Below are 22,465 nucleotides of genomic sequence, written 5' to 3'. Positions count from 1 at the left end.
TTTTTCTAATAGTATAGCTTGTATTGATTGCCTCATCAGGCTTAAGCACGATCGCCCTCCCGGAAAGTGACAGAAGAGGGGTATAGCTATAGCCAACAAGGTTAGGACGTAAACTAAAAAAGTTGTCATAGCGTCTACCCCATTTCAATGGCTAAAGCTTATAGTGATGATTTCCGGCAAAAAGTCATGCAAGCGATTGAGTTGGACGGTCTCAAGAAGTGTGAAGCAAGCCTTCTATTCAATATCAGTCGCAACACAATTAACTTGTGGTTCCAGCGCAAAGCCCAAACAGGTGATGTCAAACCTAAACAGAGGAAAGCATCGCCGCAGAAGGGCAAAATCAACGATTGGGAAAAGTTTCGCAGCTTTGTGAAACAGCATGGAGATAAACAACAGAGCCAAATGGCACAACTATGGGACGGGCAGATTAGCCAACGCACGATTTCCAGGGCATTAGGAAAGATAGGACATACACGTAAAAAAAATATACGGATATAGTCAACGAGATGAAGCGAAACGGGCAGCCTTCTTAGCACAACTGGAAAATCCCAAAGCTCCCCATCAAGTATATGTTGATCAGTCTGGCATGGATGAACGGATAATTACGGCGATGGCTACTCCCTTGTTGGGGAACGCTTCTACGACCTGAAATCGGGTCGGCGGCAAGGTCGCATTAATCTGATTGCTGGGTATCGAGAGGGACAATTGATTGCGCCATTTACGGTCGAGGGGGCTTGTAACCGTACAGTGTTTCAAACCTGGCTAGAAACTTGCTTGATTCCGGTGTTGCGTCTGGGTGAGTGGGGGAAGAGTCGATAATGCGACGTTTCATCATGGCGGTCAGATTGCCCAATTAATGAAGCCACAGGGTGTCAGGTCGTCTACCAGCCGCCCTACCAAACCTCAATCTGATTGAAAAGTGTTGGGCGACTTTCAAAAGTAGGGTTCGCAAGGTGTTACCCACATCCAATAATTTACGCGATGCAATTGAAACTGTTCTCAAGCAAGCAGCGTCCTAACTAATATGGCTACGGCTATATGTCAAGCAATTAGTACTGCGATCGCTAATTTACTGTTAGGCAAAAATCGGAGATAGTTAGGTGTAGTTTAGTAATAAATACCTTGAATTCAGCTGATTTTTCCATTCTGATTTAACAATTCGAGGCTGGTTTACCTCTCACCTGAAACCGTACATGAAACTTTCACTTCACACGGTTACTCATATTTTGCTACTTTGAAATGGAAATCTTTGCTCTTTCTTCTTTGCCAGACGCGCAATGGGCAGACCAAAATATTGCTGAGTCAATGAATTTTACTTTTTACTCAGCAATATTTTGGTGAGAAAGGTTTTCGTGAGTTTCTACGGTTATAACAGAAGCCAACATTAGGATACACTGGCATTTGAATACACCGGAAGTTCATCAGCGACTTAGTTTGTCGCTTCTGGTGACTTCCTTGGTAGTATCCTATCGCTTTTGGCTGTATGAAACTTACTCCAATCTCCGGTAAGTCTTCTTGAAGAAGGTTTTTAACATCTAAAACGACTGCCACTGTTTTGAGGCTATAGACTTAGAATATTTACAAGCTTTACTTAGGAATTAGCTCTTTCTAGAATAAAGTATCGTTTTTGCTGTGTAAGCTGACATTCTACCTGTTTCTATCTAGATTTGTGTAGCTTATTAACAAATCAGCGGATTCATTAATATTAAGCCTGCTTTACTATTTAGTTTCTTACCCTGACCTATTAGATAGCTAGAGTGTCCATTTCACTTTGTTCAATAGCTTTTAGCCCTTATCGCTCCCATGCTCACCCATCACCGCAAGCCCGTGTGCTTATCACTTATTTCCACTGACCTACCAATCTGGTCTGTTGTCGAAACTGCCGCAACATTGTATCAAAAAGATACCGAGCGATTCCATTTACTGATGACCGCACCGCCTTTAATTAGCTGCGAAGTAGAGAGTGTCATAAGTCCAGAAGACACACTTGCTCAAACTAAGAGCAAAGCTTACGCCCCTAACAGTCCCAGAATTTTGTGGCTGGAGATTTCCCCTTACCGAGTCATCATGACTATGCAAGGTAACGCTCAAGTGAGTTACCGTCACTTTTGGGAACAGGGTGTTTATGGCATTAGTCGCTATTGGTTACCAACTGAGTCATTACAACCTAATGATCCCATTCGTTTACGAAACTTTACTAGTAGCCTAACTCTCAATGGACAACCCTTGCCAGAGCATTTGCGGTTGGAATATGAATTGTGGGCAGAAAAAGTCCAATTAGGATGCTATATACTGAATTTGGAAATTAAACATTGATAGGCGTGGGCAGTAGGGAGTAAGGAGTAGGGACAAGTTTTCACAATGCCTAATGCCCAATCCCCACTTGCCTGAGCGAATTGTGCCGAGCGTTCGCGTAGCGTCTCGTAAAGAAGCCGAGGTAAGCCGAAGGGATGCCCAATGTCCAATGCTTCTTAACCAAAATAACTGGGTTGGTTTCCAGGTTTCCATTTAATGTTGCAACCAACACTCGGCTTTTGCTCGTTTGTAACAGGTTTATCCGCTAACACTGCTTCAATGGCTGCGCGTAAATCTGTACCTGTTACGGGTTTACCATTACTGGGGCGGCTATCATCTAATTGTCCCCGATAAACAAGTTGGCGATCGCCATCAAATACAAAAAAATCTGGCGTGCAAGCTGCTGTGTAAGCCTTCGCTGTTTCTTGGCTCTCGTCGTAACATAAGGTAAAATTAAACCCTTGTTCTGTAACAAATACTTGTAACGACTCTGGCGCATCATCTGGGTAATTCTTTGCATCGTTAGCACTGATGGCAACGATCGCTAAATCACTTGTAAAATAATCTTTTCCTAACTGCACTAATTCTTTTTGGACGTGTTTTACAAACGGGCAATGCCGACAAATAAACATTACCAACAGTGCTTTTTTATCTGCAAAGGTAGAAAGTGAAGTTGCCTTTCCAGATACTACTTCTGGTAGATTAAAATCTGGCGCTTTAGTGCCTAGTGGCAACATAGTTGAAGCAGTTAAAGCCATAGTTCATCCAATATTTTTACGCTGATAACTAACGGCTTTTGTTATCAGTATATTTTCACTTTAGCACTAAGTTTTCCATAAATTAAGAGACAGGAAATTTCCCGTCTCTTATATTTGTTGAGAATTTTGTTAAATAAATTAGTTTTTAGAGATTTGCCAAAACACCAACAATACTGTGTCCTGTGAATACTTCTAATGCTATCAGAGAGACAAAACCAATCATTGCTAAACGACCGTTGAGCATTTCTGCATAAGGAGTGAAGCCGGTGCGATCGCCTTGCTCATCTAGATAAACTTTTGGCTCGATCGCAAAGTTGTTCAGTTTGCCTTGGTCGTCAATGATAGCAGTACTTGTACGCATGGATTTTCCTCTGTTTCTCTTTATGTAAATAACTGTAACAAACTTGTTAATTTTTGTAAAGTATCTTCATCCGATCGAGTAGAAGTCCAAGCCAGAGATATGATAGATCGAGTTCAAAGCTATGTCTAACAAACAGGCTCCGCTCCTTCTGTGTAAGCACTTTCAGTCATTAATCCATTCCCAAAAACTAATGCATCGATTTCGAGTAGAGGTTATTGCCAAAACACCAAACCCGCAGCAGGTGATTTATGCCGCGATGCACCAGGACTATACTGATGGGTTTGTGTTTGATGAGCGCGACTCCTGGCCCTCGGAGTCACAAAGCGGCGAAGTTATTGTTAAGCGGCTTTTAGCGGGTGAGAGGGGACACTATGGCCCTTTAGAGCATCCCCAAATTGTTTTTAACTGTGGCTACTTTCCCCATAGTGTGATGCAGCAGGCGCGTACTCATCGTGTTTCTGTATCATTTGATGTACAATCTTTTAGATATACAGGCAACCAATTTATTGATGTAGTAGAAGGTAAGAAAGACATAGAAGATGTTTTTTACCTACGTCCTGTTGGTTATTACACTGATAGACAAGGCAAAAAATACCATTATTCACCAGAGCAACGAGCAGTAGATTTGCAATGGTGTCTAGAAGCAGCTAAACGATATAAAGCTGATTTTGAGGCGGGAATGTCTGAAGAACACGCAAGAGGTAAAGTGCCTTTTGATTACCGCCAGCATTTTGTAGTTAGTTTCAATTTAAGGTCTTTCTTGCATTTTTGTGACCTGAGAAATAAGAAAGATGCTCAACTTGAAATTCAAAAGTTGTGTGAAATGATGTGGCCTCATTTTGAAGATTGGACACCTGCGATCGCACAATGGTATGAAAAGCAGCGTTTAGGTAAAGCAAGGTTAGCACCTTAGAATACTGTTAATTCCCTACGTTTACGCGCTTATGCGTTCCGAATTTGGGTTTAATTCAGTGCGATCGCTCCAACTCTTGCCTTAGAGCTAGAATGTGATAAAGGTTTAGACTATCTCTAATTAAAATTTCAAGGAATGTCTGCAAAAGATATTTTCCATAATTTAGTTAGATTGGCTTTGCAAAAAGATGGCTGGACAATTACACACAGATCCACTGTCTATTGATTTAGCAGATGGACAATTGCAAATTGATCTGGGTGCAGAACGGTTAATTGCTGCCCAAAAGCAAAACGAGCGAATTGCTGTAGAAATCAAGAGTTTTGTTGCTCCTTCTGTGATTTCTGAGTTTCATACAACTTTGGGACAATGTTTAAATTATCGAGTAGCACTAAAACTGAAAGAGCCAGAGCGAGTTCTCTATTTAGCAGTTCCGCTAGTAACTTATGAAGATTTTTTCTCCCGGCAATTGCCATAACTGAGTATTCACGAATATCAATTAAAACTGTTAGTATTTGACCCAGAAAATGAGGTAATTGTACAATGGATAAACTAGCAGAGTATAGACTAATTATTCAGCAAGTTTTGACAAGTCATGCTCAGATTAAACCTGCGTATGGTGAAATCGAACGGCAAACTATTTTTGATGGACAACAAGATCATTATTAAGTTGTGAATACGGGTTGGGAAAATCGTCATCGGGTTTATGGCTGTTTAATTCACTTAGATATTCAAGATGATAAGATTTGGATTCAGTATGACGGTACTGAGGTTGGCGTGGCTAATGAATTAGTCGAGTATGGTATTCCTAAGCAAAATATAGTGCTGGCTTATCAGCCTCCTTATATGCGAAAGCTAACAGAATTTGCAGTGGGATAAAGCGATCGCAATCTGATTTATGGAACTGGATTCAGAGCGATCGCACAATGGTATGAAAAGCAGCGTTTAGGTAAGGCAAGGTTGACACCTTAAGCAAATTGAGTCATTAAATTTTTAAACTTTAGAATTTTTTAAGCTACAATCAAGACAAAATTTGATGAATTCGCAAAATTTTATGAATATCAGTGTAGAGCAGAAGTTTTTACTTTCAAAGCAAAGTGAAATTATTGAGCTGTTAAAGAGCTGTAATCAGCTAGGAATTAATAATTATCAGTTTGAGGGCGGTAGTGGAGGTAAGAGCATTTATTCTTTTCTCGGTTCTGTTTCTGACTCTTTAGACGGATATTTTTACAACCTAAGTCTTTTTTTCTCACTTCCTGGTTTACCTCCCAAAACTTTGATTAAAAAAAGCTTTACTCTTTCTAAAATAAACTATGTATCAAACGATATTCTCACTATTGATATCTACTATTTAGTTTATGAGTACGCCAAAATTGCAAACCAACTCGGACTTGCCAAAATAGATTTAAGTTCTATTTTTGTGTAAACTTTGTTTAGATATCATTCAGTCTAAACACGAGCCAAAGTCACAATTTCTAGCTGATCCTGATATTTACCCTGACGTGCTTCGTAACTGATAGCGCAGGGTTCGCCTTCTAAAAAGAGTAATTGCACCACACCTTCATTAGCGTAGATACGACAGTCGGCACTAGAGGAATTAGAAAACTCTAGAGTTAAATGTCCACGCCAAGCAGCCTCCGCAGGAGTTAAATTCGCTATTATACCACACCTGGCATAAGTAGATTTCCCTATGCAAATGACTGTAATATTATTAGGAACTTCCAGTTTTTCTAAAGCGACTCCTAAGCCATAACTATGAGCAGGTAAAATAAAATAACTGCCATTGGCATCTGTGTGCAATGCTGTCGGCTCCAGATTCTGGGGATTAAAGTTTTTGGGGTCAACTACAGTTCCAGGAATGTGACGAAAAATGCGGAACTCAGCTGATGAAAGGCGTATATCGTAGCCATAAGAAGATAAACCGTAGCTGATTACATGTTTAACTGCTACTGATTCATCTTTTTCCACTTTTCGGATTAAACTTGGCTCAAAGGGCGAAATTAGACCTTGTTGAGCCATTTCAGTAATCCAGATATCGTTTTTAATCACAACTTCACAGCTAGTTCAAACAGAATTACTAGGATATCGTGAATTGAGTATTTTGTTTAGGGTCGATAACTCCGACGGATTTCTGTAATTTGATCTGCTACATCAAGAAGAGATTTCGGCATTTCTGGCCCTGTGAGAATGATATCGACGTGGGGAGGGCGTTTTGCCAAAAACGCTAAAACTTCCGTTTCAGAAATTAAACCAAAGTTAATCGCTAAACTTAACTCATCTAACACCACTAGAGAATACTTACTATCACACACTATTTGTTGTGTATACTGCCACAGCTTTTGTAATGCTTGATTTTCTGTATCGTCTAAATGTGGTGTATCAATACAACGAGGCAAATCACAGCGAATCCAATCTAAATTTTGTCCTAATTGTATAGGTCGATCCTGTCCTTGACGAATACCACCTTTGAGGAACTGGACTATTAATACTGACGTTCCTTGCCCAGCTATTCTCAGTGCTTGCGCCATAACGCTCGTAAAAAAGTTGCGATGTGAGCTAGTGAAAACTTGCACTAGCCCTTCAACTGGATATGGTAATGTAAGGGGTGAATTTATACTTGGAGTTTCTAGCTGGGCAACCATAGGGTAAAGTTCAAAAAATTACAATAAATTAAAGGTTTGTGCTGGCGGTAATTATTACAAATCTGCCTGTATAATCTATCTGTTTTTCACAGGTGTGGTGAATTTGGCAAATTGCATTCTTAGTCAAACACTACTTTTATATTGAAGTCAAGAGTTATTTTGATTTAAATTTTCCTCTTTTCTCTGAAATGAGTTGTAAAAATGAAAACATAAAATTTCTATTTCCAATTAGGCAAAACAGACTTAGCAAGTAGGGAATTTGACAGGATGAGGAGTAAATTGTTGTGAGATTGGTGATTCTGGGAGGTTCAGGATCGGGAAAAAGCACTCAAGCACAAAGGCTTTGCAGATACTTTGATATTCCTCTAATTTCTACAGGTGAGATTTTACGATCAGCAATATCTAGTAATCAGCCCCTGCCGGAATTTCGATGCTTGGAAGCCGATTCTCGGACTTCTCTTTCGGTTTACGCTAGCTTGAGTGAACTAGGCTACCACGCACGGCCCTACATGCAAAAAGGGGAGTTAGTTCCAGACGAAATGATCGTTGAATTGATCCGAATTCGCCTCAGACAACCAGATATTAACTGCGATTGGGTGTTAGAAGGCTATCCCCGTACTGCCTTCCAAGCGGAAGAATTAGATTTTTTATTGGATGATTTAGGGCAAAAGCTAGATTGGGCAATTTATCTCCAAGTCCCGGAAGCAGTGATGGTTAGTCGATCCTTGGGGCGATCGCTACCAGATGACCAACCGGAAATTGTACAGCGCCGTGTAGAATTATTCTACGATCGCACCATTCCCATCCTAGAATATTACGACCGTCGTCGCTGCTTATTGACCATCAACGGCGACCAGTCACCAGAAATGGTGCAGCAAAATATTTTGACTCTGCTTTCAGTTCCTTGAAGAGTGCTGAGTGCTGAGTAGGAGAGTTAGGAGTTAGGAAGAATTCTTGCCAATGCCCAATGCCCAATAACACTAAGGTAATCTTAAGGCAGTATTGTAAAACTTGAGGCAATTCCAATGGCTTGGCAGCGTCCTGACGGTCGGATTCCCTACGAACTACGTCCGATTAGCTTTCACCCCAATTTCACCCGCTTTGCCCCCGGTTCTGTTCTCGCAAGATGCGGTGATACTCAAGTACTTTGTACTGTTAGCGTTAATAAGGGAGTTCCGAAGTTTCTCGAAGGAAGTGGTAACGGCTGGTTAACTGCTGAGTACCGGATGTTACCATCTGCTACTCAAAAACGCCAAGAAAGGGAACTATTGAAATTATCTGGACGGACGCAAGAAATTCAACGTTTAATTGGACGCAGCTTACGTGCAGCAGTGGATTTTGAGGCACTGGGAGAACGCACGCTGACTGTGGATGCTGATGTGTTGCAAGCAGATGCTGGAACTCGGACAACAGCCATTACAGGCTCGTTTGTGGCGTTAGCTCATGCAATTTCTAAATTGTTGCAAGAGGGCATATTGGAGCGATCGCCTTTGTGTGGACAGGTAGCAGCAGTTTCCGTAGGATTACTGGAGGGAGAGCCATTTTTGGATCTGAATTATATCGAAGACGTGGCTGCAACAGTAGATTTTAATGTGGTGATGAATCAACATTTGGGAATCATTGAAGTCCAAGGAACAGCCGAAGAAGGCAGCTTTAGCCGCACTCAGTTGGATCAACTGCTAGATGTCGCCCAAAAAGGAATTCAAGAATTGTTAATTGCCCAACGTGAAGCGATCGCTAACTGGGAAGCGTTGTATGTGATTAATTAGTTTTATTAATTTTTAATAAGAATTAATAAACGTATCCTTTGTGGCGTTAATCAACAAAGTATCAAGTAACTGGATGTAAGTAAAAATAATCATGAGAGTGGCTAGTAGTTAATACGACTGACTACTGACAACTTACGGTTGAGGGTGATAAGGAGGTGTACGTTTTTCCAGCTTACTTAATCTACGATGTTAAATGTTTCAAAAGTTAAAAAGGGGGATTGTAATAAGTTCGGTATTGTATTGCCAGAAGCCAGCAATATGATGATGAAGCCATGAACAAAACCGTTGAAGTTTTACCGGATCAGCCAGCGCTGGTTGCACGAGCGCTAGAATTAATCCTGTCTAAGTTAGAAACTGCCATTGAGCAGCGGGGGCGGTTTACCATCGCCTTGTCTGGCGGCAGTACACCTAAACCGTTATACGAAGCGATCGCTACTCAAAAACTGCCTTGGGATAAAATTCATATATTCTGGGGGGATGAGCGTTACGTACCACCAGATCATCCCGATAGCAATGAACTGATGACGCGTCGAGCTTGGTTAGATCGTGTTGACATCCCAGTGGCTAACATTCACCCCGTACCAACTTTAGAAGCAAATCCAGAACTAGCTGCTGTCAAGTATGAACAACAACTCAAAGAATTTTTCAATTCTTCTGGAGTCGAGTTTCCCCCCTTGGATGTAGTATTACTAGGAATGGGTGATGATGCACATACTGCATCTTTGTTTCCCCATACAGAAGCTCTTAAAGTACGCGATCGCCTCGTGACTGTGGGTAACAAAGACGGAAACCTCAGGATAAGTTTCACATACCCCTTAATCAACTCTGCTCGTAGCGTGATTTTTCTGGTTGCTGGTGCTAATAAACGACCAGCTTTAGCGCAAGTTTTTGCACCTGTAGCCGATGACTTCACTTACCCATCCCGCTTAATTCAGCCCCAAGGAGAACTTTGGTGGCTGCTAGATGCGGCAGCAGGTTTGGAACTTCAACATTGAACAATCGGGCATTGGGCATTGGGCATTGGTTCTTCTCCCCCTGCTTCCCCTGCTCCCCCTGCCCCTCTGCTTCCCCGTATAAGAGTGTCCAATTCATTGTTCCATTAGCAGTAATTGCTAGAATCTAAATCTAGGGCCGCCCTCTGCTTGCCAGTCCTAACTATATTTATGATGATCTTGAACAAAGGCTAAATATCGATGATCGTCTGCCCTAATTGCAATCATCCCAACCCTGACGGTGCTGTCCAATGTGAAGCTTGTTATACACCATTACCTGCGACTACTAATTGTCCCAGTTGTGGGGCAACTGTGCAGGCAGATGCTGCATTCTGTGGTCAGTGTGGCTATAACCTTCACTCCGCAGGTGTTCCACACGTTCATACCGCAGTAGCGACAACAGTAACTCCTGATATTCCCGTGGAAGTACCAGCGTTAGTTCCACCGGATCCACTGTTAGAACTTTTACAACCAGATGCCTTGGGAATGAGCGGTTCTACTAACTCCCATCCTCCCGAATCATCTTTACCACCAACAGAGGTGGCAGTTCCTCCACAACCAGCGCCACAGACACCTGTTGCAAAAAGCAGCCCTCCAGAACCTGTGCCAATCGTTGTAGCTCAACCCGTAGTCTCTGGACAAAGTAGTATTCCGACTCCACCACCTGTGGAAGCAGCACCGGCTTCTGAAGCCGAAGTAAAAGAGCCAGCAGCACCAGCACCAACTGCAACTGCTGCCAGAACGCAATTACAGCAGGTTACAGCGCGGTTAATCCACGTTCAAAGCGATCGCTTAATTGAATTACCGCAAAATTTTTCTGTGATTCATATCGGCAAGCCCAATGACCGGATTCCTCCAGATATAGATGTTTCAGGATTTCCCAATTCCGAAATTGTCTCGCGGATTCATGCAGATATTCGCGTCGAGGGAGATGCTCATTATGTAGAGGATGTGGGAAGTTCTAATGGCACTTACATCAATAATTTGCCACTTTTACCAGGGAACCGTCATCGCTTGCGACCAGGCGATCGCATCAGCTTGGGTAAAGGAGACTTGATGACATTCCTCTTTCAACTTGCTTAACTGATTCTTGATAGATTATGACATCAGTCTAAGTATTTTCTGCCCATCCTCCGGCATCCATTTTGGAGGAGAAACAAATGAACTGCATCAGACAAGCGACGGATAACTATGTTGTTCAATGGAGTTTGCCTGCTATCGCCAGTCCTAGCATCTTGAAGTAGCTTCATTTAGGGACACAGTTAGGCTGTGTCCCTTTCAATTACCATTAGGTAGAACCAACTTTACAGATGGCATTGCTACTATTCCCGAAACAGCCTATTCAGTAAACTAAATTCGACACTTAGGAGTTTTTTGTGCCTACTTTGAGAACCCTGCAACCCGGAGATGAAGTATCGCTGGAAGCATTTCTCTTGCAACACACCGATACTTCTATGTTTTTGCGATCTAATTGGCGAGCTGCGGGACTGCTTGACCAAAGTGCAAGATTTCAAGGAACTTACATAGCAGCTTACATAGATGAAATTATAGTGGCAGTTGCAGCCCACTTTTGGAATGGGATGATCGTAGTCCAAGCCCCTGTACATTTGACAGAGGTGGTGCAAGCAGTTGTAGCACAATCTGGACGTGTCATCTCTGGAATCAGTGGCCCAGCAGCACAAGTCGCAGCGACAAAAAGCATTTTGGGACTTAGCAACCGACCAACTCAGCTTGATGAATTTGAGATATTGTTTTCTCTAACACTGCGAGACTTGCAAATACCTCAAGCCTTAGTATCAGCAAAGGTAAAGTGTCGTTTGCCACATCCAGATGAGTTGGAATTACTCACTGAATGGTGTGCTGCTTATAATGTGGAAACTTTAGGACGAAGAGATACTCTTAGTTTAAGGCCAGATTGCCGTCTGGTAATTGAAGCACGTCAAGCTACGGCTATGCATTGGGTTTTGGTAGCAGAAAATACCCCAGTTTCCTATTCTGCTTTCAATGCCAGCCTACCTGATGTTGTACAAATTGGTGGAGTGTGGACACCACCAGCGCTACGGGGTAAAGGCTACGCCAAAAGTGTGATAGCAGGCTCGTTGTTAGATGCGCGATCGCAGGGAGTAAAACGTGCCATCCTGTTTACAAATGATAATAACCAAGCAGCCCAAGCAGTTTATCGAGGAATTGGCTTTTTGCCTACTGGTGAGAAGTATGGCTTAGTTTTATTTGAAGAGACTCAAGCTTAATAAATATTGAGTTAAACGTTAGAGGCACAATACCTTACGCCCTTGCTACCCATTTATAATTTCCCTTTTTTTGAATTTGCTGGAATTGATTTTGTAGTCTTTACTGAATTGATCATAATACTTGAACTATGAGCCAGTATCGTTTCAAACAGTCATTCTCTAATGATCCCAGTTTAAGCAATAAGCTTTTTGACTTGATGGAAGTCACATTTCCCGGACTCAGCAGTTTAGCAGAATGTGCAAGAAAACTAGGTGCATCTTGGGAAACAGCTTCAACTCCGTTTATTCGCTTTCACGATGATATAGCTATTACTCATGTGGGAGTGTTAGAAATTCCCATGCAAATTATGGGACAAAAGCTCACTGTCGGAGGAATTCATGGAGTAGCTACCCGTACAGAATTTCGTAGGAGAGGGTATTACCGTGAAGTGATGGAGGAAGTGCTAGAGTATTGCGTTGGCGTAGCTGATCGTAGACATCGCCTTTACGAAACCCTGGTACTGACAACACCACAACCAGAGTTTTACTTACCTTTTGGCTTTCGTGTAGTCGAAGAACACATATTTAAGGCTAAGTGTAACTCCACAGGTAGCACTGATAGCTTCAGAATACTAGATTTTACAAATACCAAAGATTACACATTGCTACACAGACTTTTGGAAACCCGCATTCCTGTCTCTAATATAGTTGGCGTAGTCAAAGAAAAACCTGTGTTCTGCGTCAATGAAGGAAGTCGTCCCTTATACTATGCAGAAGATTTAGATTTAATCGCCTGTATGGAGATAGAAGATACACGACTTCATCTTTTCGATTTAGTTACAACGCAGATATGCTCTTTAAAGAATATTCTTAGTAAGATACCTCAATCCATTAAAGAAGTGGTAATTTACTTTAGTCCAGAACTTCTTGATGTCAAAAATGTACAAGCATTCACTCATAAATTTGATGAAACTGTGCTGATGGTTCGCGGTAAATTTACCGCAGAGGGCGAGAAATTTATGTTGCCGCGTTCTGCAAGGTGTTAAGTTACTCAGAAACAATTGAATCATAATATAACTGAAATTTTCATCATCAGGACTGCTTTATATGGAAGTTTAACTTATAGAGATTTATTCAAATGGAATGCGAATCCTTATATCGAAATATTGGATAAAAAACCCAATTTCGATGATAACTGGTTTAACCAGGTTAAAGCTGAGTTTATACAGCAAAGTGTTTTGAAAACACGTCAAAATATTAGTTGGGGCTGGAAGCTTGTGATCGCATGAATAATAGTTAGCTCATTCTAGGACAAAGTGTAGTCTTAATCGGAGGTTTTATTTTAGTACTTTACTTGCTACCAAATCTTGGGTTTATTTATCTTTTACTGCCCTTGTTCCCTATACTTATGGCTATTTTTTCATTTACTTCTAGCTTATTTAACGAATATTGGAGCTATGCCATTAGTAATGCCTTATTCTTTAGATGGATATTAGCAGCAACTTTTCCTCTAGCAAGCTGAAACTATGATAAATTTTGTGGTAATTCTTGGTTGAGCAGAAACTGGATCTGAAGAAAGTGACAACCAATGGATGATCGCTGGTAAATCATCAACTCACTCTGAAATTGTATTTGTATTGTTTAAATGCTTCATAACCGTTTCTGTAATTCGTCCATGCCTGTGCAGACTAAACTTTCAGGCTGCTATTTGTCCAATATCTTTTCTTTAGGGACGAACCTATCGGTTAAATTAAGGCTTGGTGTAATTGAAAATATTGTAATGAATGGATGTGTTGGATATCGTGGATGGGGAGATTTTATTAAACGGCATCGTCGGGTATTAATAGAGAAGTTTGGCATCTAAAAACATGGAGTACTCTTTCTTACGCCCTCGACCTCGATAATTATCGATAAAATCCGTTCTAAATGCTCTGCCAAATTTGTGAAAGTATAATTAATTTGACTACTTAACAAGTACTGGCAATAGTTAAGTTTCGTAAATCTCAGAAATTATGGGATTTATTTTATCCATCCTCGAATAATTTTCTCATGATTTGAAGAATAACTTAACACCGCTGATTACTATTACTAATTTCCCCAATCTCTTGTGAGTACGCCACTTCTTTGTAGTACATAAATACTATCAAATCGAGATCGCCCTGTGCCAGTTGCGTAAGTCCTGCTTGTGCTTTGGGTTTTGGCTGACTTGCAATGCTTTTAAGTCACCGCGATGTTTCCAGATAAACTGCTGTCTGCAATGCGCTATAGTTTTGTGGAGATATTGAAGAACATGCGGAGATTTATATCATGACGGCTGCCACCACGCCCCAGGTTCCTGTCGAAGCCTCAATCCGTCCGGCAGAACCCTGTGCGATCGTTATCTTTGGAGCAGCAGGAGATTTAACCAAGCGTCTGCTGCTTCCCGCCCTCTACAACCTCAAACAAGGCAATTTGCTGCCGCCGGAATTTGCGATCGTTGGAGTCGCACACACTTCAATGAGTCAGGACGATTTTCGTGGCAAACTCGCCCAAGATATTCATGAGTTCGCAACGGTTCCCGTAGACGATGAGCTTTGGCAACCGCTTGAGCAGCGACTGTACTATCTTGCCGGTGAGTTTCAGGAGGCTGACACTTACCATCAGTTGCAAGACTTACTCACTCAAATCGATCGAGACTGTGGCACTCAGGGAAACTATTTGTTCTATCTGGCAACTGCCTCTAACTTCTTTTGCGACATCATTACACAGCTTGGTGCAGCCGGATTAGTGCGCGAAGAAAACGATCACTGGCGGCGAGTTATCATCGAGAAACCCTTTGGGCATGATTTGGACTCGGCTCGTGCTCTGAATAAAACCATTGGTGCTGTCCTTCAAGAAAAACAGATTTACCGCATCGATCACTACCTGGGCAAAGAGACTGTACAAAACATTTTGGTGTTTCGGTTTGGTAATGGCTTGTTTGAACCGATTTGGAATCGCGAACATATCGATCACGTACAGATTACCGTAGCCGAAACGGTTGGAGTCGAAAGCAGAGGCAACTTTTATGAAGGTACAGGTGCAGTGCGGGACATGGTGCAAAATCATCTGTTTCAACTGCTGGCAATGACGGCGATGGAACCGCCAGTCTCGTTTTCAGCCGATGAGGTGCGTGATGAAAAGTCAAAACTATTGAAGTCCATCATTCCGCTCACTGCTGAAACTGTGCAAACTCATACTGTACGGGGACAATATGGTGCGGCAACGGTGAAGGATACCCAAGTGCCTGCTTATCGCTCAGAGCCACGAGTTGCGTCAGACTCTAACACTGAAACTTATGCTGCCTTAAAGCTGAACATCGACAACTGGCGCTGGGCAGGGGTGCCGTTTTATCTCCGAACAGGCAAGCGTTTGGCTAAACGTGTGACTGAAATTGCAATTCAGTTTAAGCAAGTACCTTCACTATTATTTCGCCAAACCTCGATTGAGCGTCTCACGCCTAATTTCTTGACCATCCGCATTCAACCACAGGAAGGAATTCACCTCCAATTTGGTGCAAAGGTGCCTGGCCCCGCGATGGCAATGGATGCGGTAGAAATGGACTTTTGCTACACTGACTACTTTGGCAAGATCCAGAGTACTGGCTATGAAACCTTGCTATACGACTGCATGATCGGTGATGCGACTTTGTTTCAGCGATCGGACAACGTAGAACTGGGCTGGAGCGTCGTCACCCCCATTCTAGAAGCTTGGGCAACCACGCCACCTGAAAACTTTCCCAACTATGCAGCAGGCTCATGGGGGCCATTAGCAGCAGATGATTTGTTGGCGCGCGATGGTCGGCAGTGGCAAAGAATTGACCTATAGTCTAAACATACACTTATGTGCTAAATCTCTTAACATCAAGTTTTTGCACAATTGAGGTGACATCAGATGCCAGATATTATAGATACTGCAATTAATGCGGGTTCTTTCAACACCTTGGTAACAGCTATTACTACTGCTGGTCTTGATACTGCACTTAAGGGAGATGGGCCGTTTACTGTCTTTGCTCCAACAGACGAAGCCTTTTCCAAACTCCCATCAGGAGCCGTAGAAGAACTTCTACAGGATGTGATTAAGTTAAGACAGGTTTTAGAGTACCATGTGGTTTCTGGCAAGATTAATGCAACTGAACTAAATCAGTCGCAAAAGCTAACAACAACTGAAGGAAAAGATATCAAAGTTAATACTGAGAATAATGTTAAGGTGAATGATGCTTACATTGTGACTGCGGATGTGGAAGCTGACAATGGTGTTATCCATATTATTGATAATGTGTTGTTTCCTGAATAACTTTGTTCATATACCTGCTTTCATTTAAATTTGTAACTACGATCGGATCAGCATTTGATTTTTTGCCTTTATTGGCAATCAAAATCACCTAAACTAAATATGCTTATTCAAATTTAGTAGTTAATGTTGTATATCTATTACTGATAATTGGATTTAAATAGTTAAATATTTCCAGTGAATCGCTAGTAGATATACAACATATTTATATCGCTTAGTATTCACCGCCCCTTTTGCTGAAACGTCGGGAGTAAGTACTCAAAGGCTGTAAATAGTTGGAAATGATCGTCTAACTTGTGAAGTTGCAAAAATTACATTGAAAGCAGGAGGCGATCGCCATAATATCATCTGCGGTTAAACACAAATCAATTGTGATCGCAGCGTCGTAATCTCAAACCTTGACGATTCACTCCACTTTGTTGCGATCACAATCACATATTACAAGTAATTTGCTGGATTTGATTCAGCAACGCCTGCCGTTGAGATTTATTTCCCCCGTCTCTTCTGTTTAACTGCATAGCCGTAGGGCAAAGACCAGTTCGGTTCTTCATCCAAGCTGCAACGGGCACGAATCGACCAATATGGATCGCGGAGCATTTCTCGACCGACAAGAACCAAATCTGCACATCCACGAGTAATTACTTGGTTGGCATACTCAGCCTCCTTGATCATCCCTACAGCCCCTGTCCTAATCCCAGCCTCTTCTCGGATTTTGGCAGCAAAAGGTACTTGATAACCTGTCTGCACGGGAATCCTGGCATGAGGGACTAAGCCTCCTGTGGAAACATCGATCAAATCAACGCCTAATTCCTTTAGTTCACGGGATAATATAACTGACTGCTTGATATCCCAACCTCCCTCTACCCAGTCGGTAGCAGAGAGGCGCACAAAAAGCGGCATCCCGCTTGGCAGAATCTCTCGGATTCGTCTTGTCACCTCCAGTAACAAACGCATTCGGTTCTCCAACGAACCTCCGTAACGATCTGTTCGTTGATTACTTAGCGGCGAAAGAAAAGAATGCAGTAGGTATCCATGAGCCGAGTGGATTTCGATAATCCCAAAGCCCGCTTGCAGGGCACGTCCGGCTGTAGCAACAAAGGCTTGAATCACCTCTTCAATCCCAGCTTCATCGAGGGGTATGGGAATGGGGCCGCCCTCTTGAAACGGAATTGGGCTTGCCGCGATTACCGGCCAAGCCCCTTGTTCAGGTGTTAACGGTGTACCACCCAGCCACGGAACATTGCAACTCGCTTTCCGGCCAGCATGAGCTAATTGAATCCCTGCGATCGCTCCTTGTTGGTGAAGGAAGCGCACAATCCGAGCTAGTGGCTCGATTTGCATATCGTCCCAAAGACCGAGATCGCCGGGGGTGATTCGTCCTTGGGATGTTACGGCTGTCGCTTCCACTACAATCAGCCCAGTACCTCCAACAGCCCGACTCCCCAAATGGACAAAGTGCCAATCATTTGCGACTCCATTCTCTGCTGAATATTGACACATTGGTGACATTGCTATGCGATCGGGCAGGGTAATATCTCGAATTTTCAGTGGACTAAACAAGTCAACTTCTGGTACATCCGAGTCGTGCAAACTCGTTGATTGACAGCCAGGGGAATCTATGAATTTTAATTCTGTCTGGGCTGGGGATGATGGCAAGGTAGTTAAGTTCTCTGTAGTCATGCTGTTACTTTTCCGTGCTTTGTAGACTAACATCCAGTGTCCGGATTAGCTCGTCGAAATCGATTCTGGATAAGTTTTAGATATTGGGTGTCAGATGTTTTGTCGCTTACCAAACGATTTTTAACTAATCACCATAATTCCCCATCCCTCTATAGGGTGGGGATATAAGGAACTTCCAAATAAAAAACATCCCATTACACAGGGACAAGAAAGATAAGGATGACAAGAAGGACAAGGTGAAATTTTCTCTCTCATCTCCCCCATCTTCCCCTGCTCCCCCTGCCTCCCCTGCTTGCCTCATAGCCCTGCAAACCACTCATAGCCCTGATCCTCCCAATAGCCTTTAATAGGTAACAAATTACTGACAAAGGTAATTTGAGTTACCCACTTGCTTTGCTTGTAGCCCAGTTTAATTGGGGATGCTAGACGCATGGGCGCACCATTATCAACTGATAAAGGTTGTCCATTCTTTTGATAAGCCATGAGAGTTTGGGGATGCACAGCAGAGGCAATATCCCAGCTTTCATAGTAGCCATCAGCAGATTTGAAGTAGACATAGCGGACGTTTGATTTCGGCTGTACCAGCGCTACTAAGTCTCGTAATCGCACGCCTCCCCATTCAACGATCGCAGCCCAGCCTTCAACACAGACATGGCGAATCACCATTGAAGTCAAGGGAAGTTTTTGAATATCTGCCATGCTCAATTGCATCGCATTATTGACCTCACCATCAATTATTAAGCGAAACTGTGCCGGATCAATTTGTGGGGTGAAGTCAAAGGTATTAACCAGCAATTTATCTGCTTCTATGGCACTGACAGGAAATTCAGGTATAGGTTTTTGAGTTAATAGGAGTGCTTCTAGACGTTCATTCAGTGGCTCAGATATTTGCCGCAGATTATCTGAGAACAAATTTGTCCCACAGCCACTAAGAAGAAAGCCTATCCCTGAAAGTCCAGATACTTGCAGTAACCGACGACGAGATAAGGTACGTTTGGGAAGAATCAGATTCATAAAACCTCTACAAAAACATAGATTTCACTAAACGGATACCTCCTACCTTCAGGGCAAGTAAAGAATGAACAACTGTAAATAGTATGACATTGGGAACAGTGATAAAGTGAACAGTGCGTATTTGCCAACTACCAAATAGCCCAGAAAGCCAATGCATTTGGGCAGGTTTGTACATCGCCAGATCGCTCAAAATTGCCAGCAGTAGCACTGGAATGATAGCAGTATAAACTAGCCGATGCCATGCGTAGTTTTTGCGCTTTCGGTTCTGGCTGACTTGCAATGCTTTTAAGTCACCGCAATCGGCAAACCGACGTTGCCAACGACGAGTTATAAAGATATAAAGTCCATACCAAAGTAAATTTAGCGAAAACAGCTACATAGCAGCAAAATGCCAGTTTCTGCCACCTGCTAGCCAGCCTCCTAGCAACAGAAAGTCAGGAAAATGCCAACCTTCACGCCCTCCAAGTACCGAATTAGCATTATAGATTTGCTGATATTCATCTAGGTAAACAACTAAGTTAACAGAGCGTTCATTTGGACTTTTACTTAGATAATCATAATGCAGAAAGTTCTTCCGCATAGGGATGCATACACTAATTACACTTAAGAAAATAAGGTATTATATATTGCAAAACAATGCTGGCATTTTTCTAGTAGCGATCGCTCGAAAGCAACTGATAGATCGAGCTTGAAATCGTCAAACGTTCAGACGACACAAAAGGCTTCAACTTACTACCGAAACACTGGATTGTGGAAGGAATGCTCAGATAGCTGAATTTTTCTATAAATTCTCATGTGTTCCTTTCATTTTGTCCATAATAGCAAGTAGTAAAGAAAACTTTTTTATTCAATAATATTTTGCCAACGGTATCCTCAATCAACTTTTGTTAAGTTGTTGTTGACAGTCCATTACAACTATCTACAACTGTAATAACAACTATTTCTTTAACCAAAGGAGTAAAACATGACAATTTTTGACATAGATCCCCTTTTTGTAGAGCTTTCCTTTGAAGAAGCTAGTACCATTCAGGGTGGAGCTCAAGTATTACTTCGTCAAGATATCAATTATGGTGGTAAGGGATTCAATGCAACCCGAAGCCGTCCATACGTTGGAAGTGATTTTAACGATGAAACTTCCTCAATTATTATTACAGGAGGAACGTGGCGTTTTTATGCAGATGCAAATTACAGAGGTTCTTACAAAGATTTAGGACCAGGCTACTATCCTTGGGTCGAAAACTTTGGGATAACTAATGACACAATCTCATCCTTGAAATTAATCGCATCTTAGAGTGCTTGATTCTGGGAAAATTGAAGCAGTACTCTGTAATGCAAAACCCGCAGCCATCGATTGTGGTAATTCACGCTCGGTGTCATCGCCCTAATACTAGAGAAGCTGCAAAAAAGCCTAAGTAGCGTTTCGCAAGTGCCGACATAAATAACTTTTAGAGTCGGCACTTGTCGATTTGCCCACTGGTTTAAATATCAACGATTTAGGCTTAGTTTTAACAGAGGAAAAATTTTAGATTGTTAAGCCTGGAAAGCTTATAGCAAGCACACCAGAAGACTAGCTTAGGAGTAAGCGACTTGCCCAAAATCCCAGACGCGATCGCATCCTCACAGCCAAAGGTACACCATGACCAACAGTAACAGCAACCGAGACGACGAACTGGAGTTAATCAGGTTACTTAGGTAGAATTTCTGGCGCCAGTCTTTGAAAACAAAGACAAAGTTATATTTGATAATTCTCATAGTAGAGAAGTACTTCAACTTCAATGGAAGTATAAAGTTGCTGATAAGATGAAAGGTTGGGTAGAGAGAATAAAAGAGTTAGGAACTTATTTTTTAGAGTAAATAAAGGTTAAAAGTTAAGTAACTGCTGTGAATATTTGTGTAAATCTGATTATCACATCAGCGCTAACTAACGATTAAGGTGGGCACTGTTACCCACCTTAACACTTTAACTTGCTACTGCCTCAGCAGCGGCTACGGGTGAATAAACACTAACTTTTTTACGAGTTTTGCCCTTTCTCTCAAACGTCACAACACCGTCGATTAAGGCAAATAAAGTGTCATCGCTACCAATACCGACATTGTTACCAGGGTGGAATTTAGTACCACGCTGACGCACAAGAATGTTTCCTGCACGTACAACTTGACCGCCATAACGCTTGACACCCAGACGTTGGGCATTAGAATCACGACCGTTGCGTGTACTACCTGTTCCTTTCTTATGAGCCATGATTTCCTCTTGTGTATCTACTTCTTTTATTATTCAGCAGCGGTTTCAACTTCTTCAACAGCAGTGTCATTTACAACGGGAGTTTCCTTCTCCGCTTCTCCTTGGGCAGCAAACACTGCACCGTTAAGAGTGATAGAGTCAATCATAAGTCTGGTAATTTCCTGACGATGCCCCCGCTTCTTGCGGGTTTTCTTTTTCGGCTTCATTTTGTATACCAGAACTTTACGACCTCGGAAATGCCGCATTACAGTCCCTTCTACAGTCGCACCTGTTACTAATGGCTGTCCAATAGTGACTTCGCCATCGTGCTGCACGAGTAATACGGAATCTATCGTAACTTTTTCATCTGGTTCAATCGCAAGCAGTTCAATGTCGTAAAACCGCCCTGGCTCTACTCGTATTTGTTTGCCGCCAGTTTCAATAATCGCGTAGGTCATGGAATTGTCCTTGAAGTTGCCGTACAGGTAGCTGGTTTTTATCTTTTATAGAGATGCTTTTGCCAGCCTTTGTAATATGTCTACCTGATCCGAGCAGGAATTAGACAGACGATCTAATATACTATTTTATTAACATGCGTCAAGTCAAGCTCTAAGAGGATTTTTGGGTTTAGCATTGCTGTCTGGTCAGCCTGAAAATGAAAAATCAGCTAATTACTCTGGGCGATCGCTTATTTTCCAAGATGGGGAGGAATTACCAACTGTCGTCATGATTATAGGCGTAGCCCATCATAGACATCGCTCACTCACACGAATGTAAATTGTATTTACAACAAATCAGAACAAATACTTTTTAGATAAAAACTGCTACTATCTTAGGGCTGAATCTACCAAAAGTTAACATTAATTAGTATTAATTGAAAAGTTATATTTTTTTATCAAAATCAACACATTTTTCTTCTTTGTTTTAATATCAAATATAAGGTGTCACATCTAGAAATTATTTACAAAAGTTCGTGAATCCTCAAAAGTTAAACTATCACGTTCAAACCTGATATTTCAAACAGGAGATTGATTGTCATGACACAGCAAAATGCTGCCCGACTTTTTCAAGCGATAAAACAAGATCAAGCGTTACAGGAAAGACTCAAAGCAACAGCCGATCCACAAGCCTTCATCAAAATTGCTCAAGAGCGTGGCTATAATTTCAATGCCGAAGAACTCGACAGTGAAATCAGCAAATTATCTGAGGAAGATTTAGCCGCCATTATCAATCCAGGATGGGGGAATAGACGCCACATCAATCCTAGATAATTCCTATTAATAG

The 22,465-nt window shown here is 42.0% G+C and carries 22 protein-coding genes and 4 pseudogenes; 17 read left to right on the top strand and 9 right to left on the bottom strand.

Features of this window, described 5'->3' with window-relative positions:
• Positions 1 to 147 precede the first annotated feature (147 nt).
• Positions 148 to 1,019 (top strand): annotated as a pseudogene (locus V7K89_RS22325) (IS630 family transposase).
• A 784-nt stretch (positions 1,020 to 1,803) separates the two neighbouring features.
• Complete coding sequence (locus tag V7K89_RS22320) at positions 1,804 to 2,316, top strand: hypothetical protein (RefSeq protein WP_335190997.1); 513 nt, start codon at positions 1,804 to 1,806, stop codon at positions 2,314 to 2,316.
• Positions 2,317 to 2,471: 155 nt separating this feature from the next.
• Here the strand turns inward: V7K89_RS22320 and V7K89_RS22315 are convergent, their stop codons facing one another.
• Together V7K89_RS22315 and V7K89_RS22310 are read right to left on the bottom strand one after the other, a co-directional pair.
• Complete coding sequence (locus V7K89_RS22315; RefSeq protein WP_335190995.1) at positions 2,472 to 3,053, bottom strand: thioredoxin family protein; 582 nt, start codon at positions 3,051 to 3,053, stop codon at positions 2,472 to 2,474.
• Between the two features lie 145 nt (positions 3,054 to 3,198).
• Positions 3,199 to 3,414: a chlorophyll a/b-binding protein gene (locus V7K89_RS22310; protein WP_335190993.1), complete on the bottom strand. Its 216-nt coding sequence runs from the start codon at positions 3,412 to 3,414 to the stop codon at positions 3,199 to 3,201.
• Between the two features lie 190 nt (positions 3,415 to 3,604).
• Here V7K89_RS22310 and thyX point away from each other — a divergent pair, with 190 nt between their 5' ends.
• The 4 genes and pseudogenes from thyX (at position 3,605) to V7K89_RS22290 (ending at position 5,750) form a co-directional block, all read left to right on the top strand.
• Complete coding sequence (thyX, locus tag V7K89_RS22305) at positions 3,605 to 4,327, top strand: FAD-dependent thymidylate synthase (protein WP_335190991.1); 723 nt, start codon at positions 3,605 to 3,607, stop codon at positions 4,325 to 4,327.
• Positions 4,328 to 4,462: 135 nt separating this feature from the next.
• Positions 4,463 to 4,880: pseudogene (locus V7K89_RS22300) on the top strand (XisH family protein).
• Positions 4,868 to 5,203, top strand: a pseudogene (locus V7K89_RS22295) (XisI protein). The pseudogenes V7K89_RS22300 and V7K89_RS22295 overlap by 13 nt, the downstream one beginning before the upstream one ends.
• A 175-nt stretch (positions 5,204 to 5,378) precedes the next feature.
• A complete protein-coding gene (locus V7K89_RS22290; protein ID WP_335190990.1) occupies positions 5,379 to 5,750 on the top strand; it encodes a hypothetical protein in 372 nt (123 codons plus the stop codon).
• Positions 5,751 to 5,773: 23 nt separating this feature from the next.
• On the opposite strand, the gene dcd is transcribed toward V7K89_RS22290, so the two are convergent.
• On the bottom strand, positions 5,774 to 6,343 hold the full coding sequence (gene dcd / locus V7K89_RS22285; protein ID WP_335191038.1) for a dCTP deaminase: 570 nt from the start codon (positions 6,341 to 6,343) through the stop codon (positions 5,774 to 5,776).
• 86 nt (positions 6,344 to 6,429) lie between these two features.
• Positions 6,430 to 6,966, bottom strand: a complete 537-nt coding sequence (locus V7K89_RS22280) for a P-loop NTPase family protein (RefSeq protein ID WP_335190989.1) — start codon at positions 6,964 to 6,966, stop codon at positions 6,430 to 6,432.
• 284 nt (positions 6,967 to 7,250) lie between these two features.
• On the opposite strand from V7K89_RS22280, the gene V7K89_RS22275 reads away from it, so the two are divergent.
• The 8 genes from V7K89_RS22275 (at position 7,251) to V7K89_RS22240 (ending at position 16,269) form a co-directional block, all read left to right on the top strand.
• On the top strand, positions 7,251 to 7,874 hold the full coding sequence (locus V7K89_RS22275) for an adenylate kinase family protein (RefSeq protein WP_335190987.1): 624 nt from the start codon (positions 7,251 to 7,253) through the stop codon (positions 7,872 to 7,874).
• A gap of 117 nt (positions 7,875 to 7,991) precedes the next feature.
• Positions 7,992 to 8,735: a ribonuclease PH gene (gene rph / locus V7K89_RS22270; RefSeq protein ID WP_335190985.1), complete on the top strand. Its 744-nt coding sequence runs from the start codon at positions 7,992 to 7,994 to the stop codon at positions 8,733 to 8,735.
• Between the two features lie 272 nt (positions 8,736 to 9,007).
• The gene (gene pgl, locus V7K89_RS22265; RefSeq protein WP_335190983.1) at positions 9,008 to 9,730 is read left to right on the top strand and encodes a 6-phosphogluconolactonase; all 723 of its coding nucleotides are present in this window, start codon (positions 9,008 to 9,010) and stop codon (positions 9,728 to 9,730) included.
• A gap of 198 nt (positions 9,731 to 9,928) precedes the next feature.
• A complete protein-coding gene (locus V7K89_RS22260) occupies positions 9,929 to 10,810 on the top strand; it encodes an FHA domain-containing protein (protein ID WP_335190981.1) in 882 nt (293 codons plus the stop codon).
• Positions 10,811 to 11,103: 293 nt separating this feature from the next.
• Positions 11,104 to 11,976, top strand: a complete 873-nt coding sequence (locus V7K89_RS22255) for a GNAT family N-acetyltransferase (protein WP_335190979.1) — start codon at positions 11,104 to 11,106, stop codon at positions 11,974 to 11,976.
• Positions 11,977 to 12,104: 128 nt separating this feature from the next.
• Entirely contained in the window at positions 12,105 to 13,001 is an 897-nt protein-coding gene (locus V7K89_RS22250) for a GNAT family N-acetyltransferase (RefSeq protein ID WP_335190977.1), read from the top strand.
• A gap of 1,261 nt (positions 13,002 to 14,262) precedes the next feature.
• The gene (gene zwf / locus V7K89_RS22245) at positions 14,263 to 15,801 is read left to right on the top strand and encodes a glucose-6-phosphate dehydrogenase (RefSeq protein ID WP_335190975.1); all 1,539 of its coding nucleotides are present in this window, start codon (positions 14,263 to 14,265) and stop codon (positions 15,799 to 15,801) included.
• Between the two features lie 66 nt (positions 15,802 to 15,867).
• Positions 15,868 to 16,269: a fasciclin domain-containing protein gene (locus tag V7K89_RS22240; protein ID WP_335190973.1), complete on the top strand. Its 402-nt coding sequence runs from the start codon at positions 15,868 to 15,870 to the stop codon at positions 16,267 to 16,269.
• Positions 16,270 to 16,752: 483 nt separating this feature from the next.
• On the opposite strand, the gene V7K89_RS22235 is transcribed toward V7K89_RS22240, so the two are convergent.
• The 3 genes and pseudogenes from V7K89_RS22235 to V7K89_RS22225 all read right to left on the bottom strand — a co-directional run.
• Positions 16,753 to 17,946 (bottom strand): NADH:flavin oxidoreductase/NADH oxidase, encoded by a 1,194-nt coding sequence (locus tag V7K89_RS22235; protein ID WP_335190971.1) that lies wholly within the window; start codon positions 17,944 to 17,946, stop codon positions 16,753 to 16,755.
• A gap of 297 nt (positions 17,947 to 18,243) precedes the next feature.
• A complete protein-coding gene (locus tag V7K89_RS22230; protein ID WP_335190969.1) occupies positions 18,244 to 18,960 on the bottom strand; it encodes a molybdopterin-dependent oxidoreductase in 717 nt (238 codons plus the stop codon).
• A gap of 7 nt (positions 18,961 to 18,967) precedes the next feature.
• Positions 18,968 to 19,483, bottom strand: a pseudogene (locus V7K89_RS22225) (cytochrome b/b6 domain-containing protein); the annotation flags it as partial.
• A 441-nt stretch (positions 19,484 to 19,924) separates the two neighbouring features.
• On the opposite strand from V7K89_RS22225, the gene V7K89_RS22220 reads away from it, so the two are divergent.
• Positions 19,925 to 20,251, top strand: a complete 327-nt coding sequence (locus V7K89_RS22220; RefSeq protein ID WP_335190966.1) for a beta/gamma crystallin-related protein — start codon at positions 19,925 to 19,927, stop codon at positions 20,249 to 20,251.
• 669 nt (positions 20,252 to 20,920) lie between these two features.
• On the opposite strand, the gene rpmA is transcribed toward V7K89_RS22220, so the two are convergent.
• Positions 20,921 to 21,202, bottom strand: a complete 282-nt coding sequence (rpmA, locus tag V7K89_RS22215) for a 50S ribosomal protein L27 (protein ID WP_335190964.1) — start codon at positions 21,200 to 21,202, stop codon at positions 20,921 to 20,923.
• A gap of 29 nt (positions 21,203 to 21,231) precedes the next feature.
• Positions 21,232 to 21,639, bottom strand: coding sequence for a 50S ribosomal protein L21 (rplU, locus tag V7K89_RS22210; protein ID WP_335190962.1), 408 nt, complete (start codon positions 21,637 to 21,639; stop codon positions 21,232 to 21,234).
• 163 nt (positions 21,640 to 21,802) lie between these two features.
• Between rplU and V7K89_RS22205 the strand changes: the two genes are divergently transcribed.
• Both V7K89_RS22205 and V7K89_RS22200 read left to right on the top strand, forming a co-directional pair.
• A complete protein-coding gene (locus tag V7K89_RS22205; protein ID WP_335190960.1) occupies positions 21,803 to 21,958 on the top strand; it encodes a hypothetical protein in 156 nt (51 codons plus the stop codon).
• A 260-nt stretch (positions 21,959 to 22,218) separates the two neighbouring features.
• On the top strand, positions 22,219 to 22,452 hold the full coding sequence (locus V7K89_RS22200; protein ID WP_335190958.1) for a Nif11-like leader peptide family natural product precursor: 234 nt from the start codon (positions 22,219 to 22,221) through the stop codon (positions 22,450 to 22,452).
• Positions 22,453 to 22,465 lie beyond the last annotated feature (13 nt).

The organism is Nostoc sp. (assembly GCF_036917515.1).
In the GTDB taxonomy this organism is placed as follows: domain Bacteria; phylum Cyanobacteriota; class Cyanobacteriia; order Cyanobacteriales; family Nostocaceae; genus Nostoc.
Note: the sequence above shows the minus strand (reverse complement) of the source record. Positions and strands in the feature narration are given on the sequence as shown.

Bases quoted from the DNA above. Each gene is read 5' to 3' on its own strand.
- V7K89_RS22320 (WP_335190997.1), top strand. From the start codon at position 1,804: ATGCTCACCCATCACCGCAAGCCCGTGTGCTTATCACTTATTTCCACT.
- V7K89_RS22315 (WP_335190995.1), bottom strand. From the start codon at position 3,053: ATGGCTTTAACTGCTTCAACTATGTTGCCACTAGGCACTAAAGCGCCA.
- V7K89_RS22310 (WP_335190993.1), bottom strand. From the start codon at position 3,414: ATGCGTACAAGTACTGCTATCATTGACGACCAAGGCAAACTGAACAAC.
- thyX (WP_335190991.1), top strand. From the start codon at position 3,605: ATGCATCGATTTCGAGTAGAGGTTATTGCCAAAACACCAAACCCGCAG.
- V7K89_RS22290 (WP_335190990.1), top strand. From the start codon at position 5,379: ATGAATATCAGTGTAGAGCAGAAGTTTTTACTTTCAAAGCAAAGTGAA.
- dcd (WP_335191038.1), bottom strand. From the start codon at position 6,343: ATGGCTCAACAAGGTCTAATTTCGCCCTTTGAGCCAAGTTTAATCCGA.
- V7K89_RS22280 (WP_335190989.1), bottom strand. From the start codon at position 6,966: ATGGTTGCCCAGCTAGAAACTCCAAGTATAAATTCACCCCTTACATTA.
- rph (WP_335190985.1), top strand. From the start codon at position 7,992: ATGGCTTGGCAGCGTCCTGACGGTCGGATTCCCTACGAACTACGTCCG.
- pgl (WP_335190983.1), top strand. From the start codon at position 9,008: ATGAACAAAACCGTTGAAGTTTTACCGGATCAGCCAGCGCTGGTTGCA.
- V7K89_RS22260 (WP_335190981.1), top strand. From the start codon at position 9,929: ATGATCGTCTGCCCTAATTGCAATCATCCCAACCCTGACGGTGCTGTC.
- V7K89_RS22250 (WP_335190977.1), top strand. From the start codon at position 12,105: ATGAGCCAGTATCGTTTCAAACAGTCATTCTCTAATGATCCCAGTTTA.
- zwf (WP_335190975.1), top strand. From the start codon at position 14,263: ATGACGGCTGCCACCACGCCCCAGGTTCCTGTCGAAGCCTCAATCCGT.
- V7K89_RS22240 (WP_335190973.1), top strand. From the start codon at position 15,868: ATGCCAGATATTATAGATACTGCAATTAATGCGGGTTCTTTCAACACC.
- V7K89_RS22235 (WP_335190971.1), bottom strand. From the start codon at position 17,946: ATGACTACAGAGAACTTAACTACCTTGCCATCATCCCCAGCCCAGACA.
- V7K89_RS22230 (WP_335190969.1), bottom strand. From the start codon at position 18,960: ATGAATCTGATTCTTCCCAAACGTACCTTATCTCGTCGTCGGTTACTG.
- V7K89_RS22220 (WP_335190966.1), top strand. From the start codon at position 19,925: ATGACAATTTTTGACATAGATCCCCTTTTTGTAGAGCTTTCCTTTGAA.
- rpmA (WP_335190964.1), bottom strand. From the start codon at position 21,202: ATGGCTCATAAGAAAGGAACAGGTAGTACACGCAACGGTCGTGATTCT.
- rplU (WP_335190962.1), bottom strand. From the start codon at position 21,639: ATGACCTACGCGATTATTGAAACTGGCGGCAAACAAATACGAGTAGAG.
- V7K89_RS22200 (WP_335190958.1), top strand. From the start codon at position 22,219: ATGACACAGCAAAATGCTGCCCGACTTTTTCAAGCGATAAAACAAGAT.